Annotated in this window: 6 protein-coding genes and 1 pseudogene; 6 read left to right on the top strand and 1 reads right to left on the bottom strand. The window is 48.8% G+C overall.

The features are described 5' to 3' along the window. Positions 1-268, bottom strand: a pseudogene (locus tag DXC04_RS15945) (DUF6076 domain-containing protein); the annotation flags it as partial. 222 nt (positions 269-490) lie between these two features. On the opposite strand from DXC04_RS15945, the gene DXC04_RS14985 reads away from it, so the two are divergent. The 6 genes from DXC04_RS14985 to DXC04_RS14960 all read left to right on the top strand — a co-directional run. Further along, positions 491-1,111: a CHC2 zinc finger domain-containing protein gene (locus DXC04_RS14985; RefSeq protein ID WP_118661307.1), complete on the top strand. Its 621-nt coding sequence runs from the start codon at positions 491-493 to the stop codon at positions 1,109-1,111. Beyond that, positions 1,086-2,477, top strand: a complete 1,392-nt coding sequence (locus DXC04_RS14980; RefSeq protein WP_118661306.1) for a DNA primase family protein — start codon at positions 1,086-1,088, stop codon at positions 2,475-2,477. The genes DXC04_RS14985 and DXC04_RS14980 overlap by 26 nt, the downstream gene beginning before the upstream one ends. A 369-nt stretch (positions 2,478-2,846) precedes the next feature. Further along, positions 2,847-4,136, top strand: a complete 1,290-nt coding sequence (locus DXC04_RS14975; protein WP_118661305.1) for a plasmid recombination protein — start codon at positions 2,847-2,849, stop codon at positions 4,134-4,136. Between the two features lie 15 nt (positions 4,137-4,151). Then, a complete protein-coding gene (locus DXC04_RS14970) occupies positions 4,152-4,337 on the top strand; it encodes a hypothetical protein (RefSeq protein WP_118661304.1) in 186 nt (61 codons plus the stop codon). A gap of 88 nt (positions 4,338-4,425) precedes the next feature. Continuing rightward, positions 4,426-4,656, top strand: a complete 231-nt coding sequence (locus DXC04_RS14965) for a helix-turn-helix domain-containing protein (protein WP_040894231.1) — start codon at positions 4,426-4,428, stop codon at positions 4,654-4,656. Further along, on the top strand, positions 4,637-6,279 hold a 1,643-nt coding region (locus DXC04_RS14960), incomplete at its 3' end, for a recombinase family protein (RefSeq protein WP_118661311.1). The genes DXC04_RS14965 and DXC04_RS14960, both read left to right, overlap by 20 nt.

Genomic DNA, 6,279 nt, shown 5'->3' with positions numbered 1-6,279 from the left:
CCATATAAGAGAACGGCGGGGTTTCGCTGAGAGTATCCAGCATCGCCAGAGTAGCTCCCCTTGCCATAGGACAGAGTGCAGAAGCGTCCTGTCCGGCGTTTAATGTTCCGAGCAGCAGATTGATTTTCTCGCATTGCTCGTTCGCCTTTGCAATGGTATCCGCAGGGACATTCAGTGCATCACAGGCAAGCGTACCGACAGGAAATGTTTTGCCCTCATATATGACCGTATCCTGCCAAAAATCCAAAGTCATCAATTCTTGGTTCATGCTTGCCCTCCTGTCCTGTTTTTCCATTTTTCTAATTATATCATGTAAATGTGAAGAAATCTACGTCCTCAGATAAGTTGTCCTGTTTTTTGAAACAGGATTGTCCTGTCATTAGCCTGTTTTTTGAAAAATTCGGCATAACCATAATAGAAGGAGCGAAGCACCTGCCAATCACGGCGGGTGCTTCGTGCTTTCCAGAATATTATGAACGGAGGTTTTTCTATGACCATCTATGAAACCATCAAGGCGGCAATCAGCATCAAGCAAGCCGCCGAACACTATGGGCTGAAAGTGAGCCACAACGGAATGACTTGCTGCCCGTTCCACCACGACCGGCATCCGAGCTTGAAGCTGAATAAGGACTATTTCTTCTGTTTCGGCTGTGGAGCAAAGGGAGATGTGATCGACCTTATGGCAAGGCTGTTCAATATGAGCAGCTATGAGACAGCGCAAAAGCTGGCTTCGGACTTCGGGCTTAACCCGAAACCGCCCACTGCCGCAGCTATGGCCAAGCTCAAACGTCCCTATATCCGTCAGTTCCGGGAGGATGAAATGCTGTGCTTCCGGGTGCTGACGGATTATCTGCATCTGCTGGAAGATTGGAAAGTACGATACGCACCCAAGACACCGGAAAATGCTCTGGATGATCGTTTTGTGGAAGCTTGCCAGATGCACTGCCATATCGAATATATGGCAGACGTGCTGACCGTGGGCGATTTGGAAGAACGGGTTGCTGTGGTGGACAAGCTGATGAAGGAGGGCAAGATTGCTTTTCTGCAAGAGTACACCGCACGAAAGAAGAAGGAGGTGGCGTACCATGGCGAAGAACCGAAAAACGCCTGATATGAACTTGCCCATGTGGTTTGATGGGCAGAACATCAACGAAGCTCTGTTTTGTGAAGAATTTCTGCATGAGCGCAGAATCATCTTTGCAGACGGAGCTTTTTTCACGCCCGATGGTAGAGTGACGGACGATCTCCCATTGCGTGGGGAGATTTACGACAAGCTGAAATTCTGTGCTGCGAACAATATCCCACGGAAGATCACCAACATTCTGGAAGTGCTGAAACTGGAAGCACAAGTGCCGGACTTTCCGCCGGAGCAGGATCGCATTCATGTGTCCAACGGTACGCTGCTGCTGAACGGAACATTTACCGAGGGCAGACCGGCTATCGTGCGAAGTCGTCTGCCTGTTGCTTACAATCTCGATGCTACTGCGCCGGTGATCTGGCTGAACTTTCTGGATGGGCTGCTCCATGCGGAGGACATCCCCACTTTGCAGGAGTTCATTGGCTACTGTCTGATTCCCTCCAACAAGGGACAGCGCATGATGGTGATTAAGGGGAACGGCGGCGAGGGCAAATCCCAAATCGGAGCTGCGCTTTCTGCTATCTTTGGCACGAATATGAAAGACGGCAGCATCGGCAAGATTTCTGAAAACCGCTTCGCCCGTGCCGATCTGGAACACATCCTGCTGTGCGTGGATGATGATATGCGGATGGAAGCTCTGCGCCAGACCAACTATGTAAAATCCATCGTGACAGCACAGGGCAAGATGGATTTGGAACGTAAAGGCAAGCAGAGTTATCAGGGCTGGATGTTCGCCCGGCTGCTGGCATTCAGTAACGGTGATCTGCAAGCCCTGTATGACCGCAGTGACGGATTTTATCGCAGACAGCTTGTGCTGACTACCAAGGAAAAGCCGGTGGACAGAGCTGACGATCCTGACCTTGCAGAGAAGATGAAAGCTGAAGCCGAGGGTATCTTCCTATGGGCATTTGAAGGCTTACAGCGGCTTGTTGCCAACAACTTTAAGTTTACGGAGAGTGACCGTATCCGGGAAAACCGGGAAGCGGTCAAGCGTGACAACAACAATATCTTTGATTTCATGGATTCCGAGGGATATATCCGGCGTAAAGCGGATGCGTCCATCAGCTCCAAGGATTTCTATGAAATCTATCGGATGTGGTGCGAAGAAAATTCCCTTGCACCGCTGAAAGCCCGCAGCTTCAGCGACGCCATGATTGCCAATGCCAAGAAATTCAATCTGGAGCATTGCAACAACATCACCAACTCTGCCGGACGACGGGTGTGGGGATTCATGGGCGTGGAAGCCATTGCACGACCTCATATAAATGGGTTTTACGGAAATTCGCCGTGTACGTACGTACCGGAGGACATTCCGGAGGAATGGCGGCAGGTCGAGTAAATCCCATTGGCTGGTACGTATGTACGCAGCAAAAGAGCGTGAAACGCTTGTGATAGAAACAGCTCATTTCCTTTATTTGGGCTGTTTCTATTGCAGTGAAAGATTTGATTTTCACTGCCGCCGGGATGGGTGGTGTTTCGCAAAACAGCAGCTATCCGGGCTGAACAACAGAAAACGATGCAGACAGTTTTCGGGCAGTTCAGCAGAGGTCACCGCAGTGACCGCATTCCCCCTCGGGAGAGCCCTCGGAGAGCCCACGGCACTTTGCAGCCAGTATGGATGAAAGTGTCATAGTGGGTTATTACACTTTGAAAAAGTGCCTCTCCGTAGTTCTCCGCTGTCTGCAAATCTCAAAGAAAGGAAACGCCAATGGCAAGAAACGATGGAATAGACCGTACCGTAGCCAGAAATCAGGACTTGGGAAACCCGGCAGATGTGGCAAAGGTACAGGAACACAATGAGCGTGAAAAGGACAGCTACAGCAATCAGGACATCGTGCCGGAACGCACTTCTCTGAACGTCCATTTCAAAGCACCCACGGACGATTATGTAAAAATGTTTGAGCAGATGGAACAAGACGGCGTGATCTCCACCAGAGGTCTGAAACCGGATGCCGTCAAATACGGTGAGTTGGCATTTGATGTGAATTCCGCTTATTTCTACAATCATGGCGGCTATGAATTTGCGAAACAGTTTTATGCCGATGCCTACAAAGCTGCTGCGGAGATCGTAGGTGGTGAGCAGTATATCCTCTCCGCTGTGATGCACGCCGATGAGCGCAACCGAGCAATGTCCGAAGCTTTGGGCGAAAATGTGTACCACTACCACCTTCATGTGGTTTATATCCCGGTGGTGGAAAAGCAGATACTTTGGTCGAAGCGATGCAAGGATGAAGCCCTCCGGGGAACCGTTAAGGAGGTCATCACACAGGTCAGCCGCAGTAAGAAATGGGAGTCCAAGCCGGTGCTTGACGAGGACGGTAATCCAATGTTGAACGCAAGAGGAAAAAAGATTTTGAAGTCATCCTACAGTGTGTTGCAGGATGACTTTTTTCATTTCATGCGAGTTGCCGGATATACCGATCTGGAGCGTGGAGAACGTGGAAGCACCGAGGAACATCTGACTGTGACCCAGTTCAAGGTGCAGGCAGAACAGCAGCGGCTGGAAACTGTGGCCGGGCAGGTAGCACAGGCAGAGCAGAGTTTGGAGGATGCCAAAGCTGCCACAGCAAAACAGAAAAAGAAACTGGAAGCGCTGCAAAAGGAAACCAAGACGGCAAAGACTCTTGCACTGACGGTGCAGGATATTGAAGCGATGGGCAAGAAGGCCATATTCGGAAACAATATCACTCTGACACCGGATGAATGCCGCACACTCAAAGATTATGCTGTCAGTAGCTTTGCGGAAAAGGCAGAGAAGATCAAGTACAAGCAGAAATTCGAGCAAGCGGAGAAAAGTGCAAAAACATGGAAGCAGCGGTACGATGCGCTGCATGAACAATATCAAGAGCTGAAAAAGAAAGCCCAGCCCTTCTTGGATGCACTGGAAATCGCATCCGAAAGGGTTCGGGCTTTTCTTGATGTTGTCCTCAGCAAAGGAAAAGAAACGCAGGAGCACGAACACACTGCACGGAAGCGTGGACAGGATATGGAACTTTGATGGAGGAATCGCCTATTGAAGAAATATTATGAGGAAGCGAAATATAATGCGGCATTTGACCGCTGTGTGGATGTTATGAGCCAGATGCTCCAGAAATATGGACATCAGGTTTTGGATAAATTGGAACAGGACGCTCCGCAGGAAGTGGAGCATTCCGAGAAAAGTAATCAAGCGCAGCCTTTGACGGATAAGGCTGCGTAAAAATTTACAATTTACACGTTGCGTACTTGTTGCGGATATGCTATAATATGTACGCAACGTGTATTTTTGCTTTTAGGGAGATAGGCAGATGGATTGTAAAAACAGAATTATAAAGTTGCGGGAAAGCACGGGATTAAACCGGAAGGACTTTTGCAAGTTGGTTCATATACCATACCGGACGATGACCGAGTGGGAATTGGACAACCGCCATGCACCGGATTATGTGCTGTGGCTTTTGGAGTATTATATCCGTAACGAAGGACTTGTGGTAAAAGAAATGAACGAAGGAGGTGGCGATTCTGAAAAAGAAACAACTTAAATGTTATCTATATACGAGAGTGTCCACCTCCATGCAGGTTGACGGGTACAGCTTGGATGCCCAACGTGACAAGCTGCGGAAGTATGCGGCATACGAGGATATGATCGTTGCCGGGGAGTATTCTGACGAAGGATTTTCCGGCAAGAACATCCAAGGGCGGCAGGAGTTTCAACGGATGCTGAATGACATCCAGGACGGCAAAGATGATGTTTCTTATGTGCTGGTCTTTAAGCTGTCCCGATTTGGCAGAAATGCGGCGGATGTTCTGAACTCTTTGCAACTCATGCAGGATTTCGGTGTCAATCTGATCTGCGTGGAGGATGGCATTGACAGCTCCAAGGATGCAGGAAAGCTGATGATCTCTGTGCTGTCTGCGGTGGCAGAGATTGAGCGAGAAAATATCCGCACACAGACAATGGCAGGACGTGAGCAAAAGGCTCGTGAGGGCAAATGGAACGGCGGTTTCGCTCCATATGGATACAAACTGGAAAATGGAAACCTTGTCATTGCAGAGGATGAAGTTGAGGTGATCCGGGTCATTTATGACCGCTACATCCATACCAACGAGGGCGTTGCCGGAGTAGCCAAATATCTGAACCGCAACGGTTTTATCAAGAAGCTGCGGCAGAATAACACCATTCCCGGATTTTCAAGGAACTTTGTGCAGGACGTACTGGACAATCCCGTTTATATGGGTAAAATTGCTTACGGCAGACGGAGAACCGAAAAGAAACAGGGTACAAGAAATGAGATGCACGTGGTCGAGCAGTCGGAGTTCCCTGTTTACGATGGGCAGCACGAAGCCATTATTTCCGAAGAAGATTGGTATCTGGCACAGGAGAAGCGCAAGATCAATTCCTTTAAGCGGGAAAAGGTCAACAATCCAGATCACGCCCACATCCTGTCCGGTATCTTGAAATGCCCATGCTGTGGCAAGAGTATGTACGGCAATATCGCCAAGGCACACAGCAAGGACAAGAAAACACGGTATTATTACTACTGCAAAAATACGGTTACGCCTACCGGACATGAGTGCAGCTTCCGGTTGAATATCGAGCAGACAGAGATCAACAAATTTGTGGCGAAGGTTATCTCCGCTATGGTCAATAATCCACGGTTTGTAGAAGCGATTCAGGCGAAAATCGGAACAGCAGTTGATACAGAAGATATGGAAAAGCAGATAGCTGTCCTACAAGGGCGGCTAAAGCAAGCCTTTGGAACGAAAAGCCGCTTGGAGCGTCAGATGGATACCTTGGACATCAACGATGCCCACTATGACAGAAAAATTTTGGACTTGCAGCGCCGCTATGATGAGCAGTATGATACCATAGAGGAAATTGAAGTTCAGATTGGCGAATTGCAAAGTCAGATCCGCAGCATTCAGCAGGAGAAGATTTCCGGTGACAATATCTATCGCTTGTTGCTGGCATTTGATGAAGTCTACCATTCCGCAACGGAAGCGGAGCAGAAAGAGTTTATGAAGGCCTTTATCGAGCGAATTGAGATGTTCCCGGAGAAAAGGAAAGACGGAAGTTGGATAAAGAAGATTGTATTCAACTTTCCTGTGCCTGTTGATGGTGAGGAAGTGAAAGAACTTCCCTTGGAAACTAAAACAACTGTCGA

It is taken from the genome of Dorea sp. OM07-5, from assembly GCF_003481355.1.
In the GTDB taxonomy this organism is placed as follows: domain Bacteria; phylum Bacillota; class Clostridia; order Lachnospirales; family Lachnospiraceae; genus Dorea_D; species Dorea_D hominis.
This window is presented reverse-complemented; position numbering and strand designations above follow the sequence as displayed.

Coding starts and splice junctions, on each gene's coding strand:
- DXC04_RS14985 (WP_118661307.1), top strand. CDS start 491: ATGACCATCTATGAAACCATCAAGGCGGCAATCAGCATCAAGCAAGCC.
- DXC04_RS14980 (WP_118661306.1), top strand. CDS start 1,086: ATGGCGAAGAACCGAAAAACGCCTGATATGAACTTGCCCATGTGGTTT.
- DXC04_RS14975 (WP_118661305.1), top strand. CDS start 2,847: ATGGCAAGAAACGATGGAATAGACCGTACCGTAGCCAGAAATCAGGAC.
- DXC04_RS14965 (WP_040894231.1), top strand. CDS start 4,426: ATGGATTGTAAAAACAGAATTATAAAGTTGCGGGAAAGCACGGGATTA.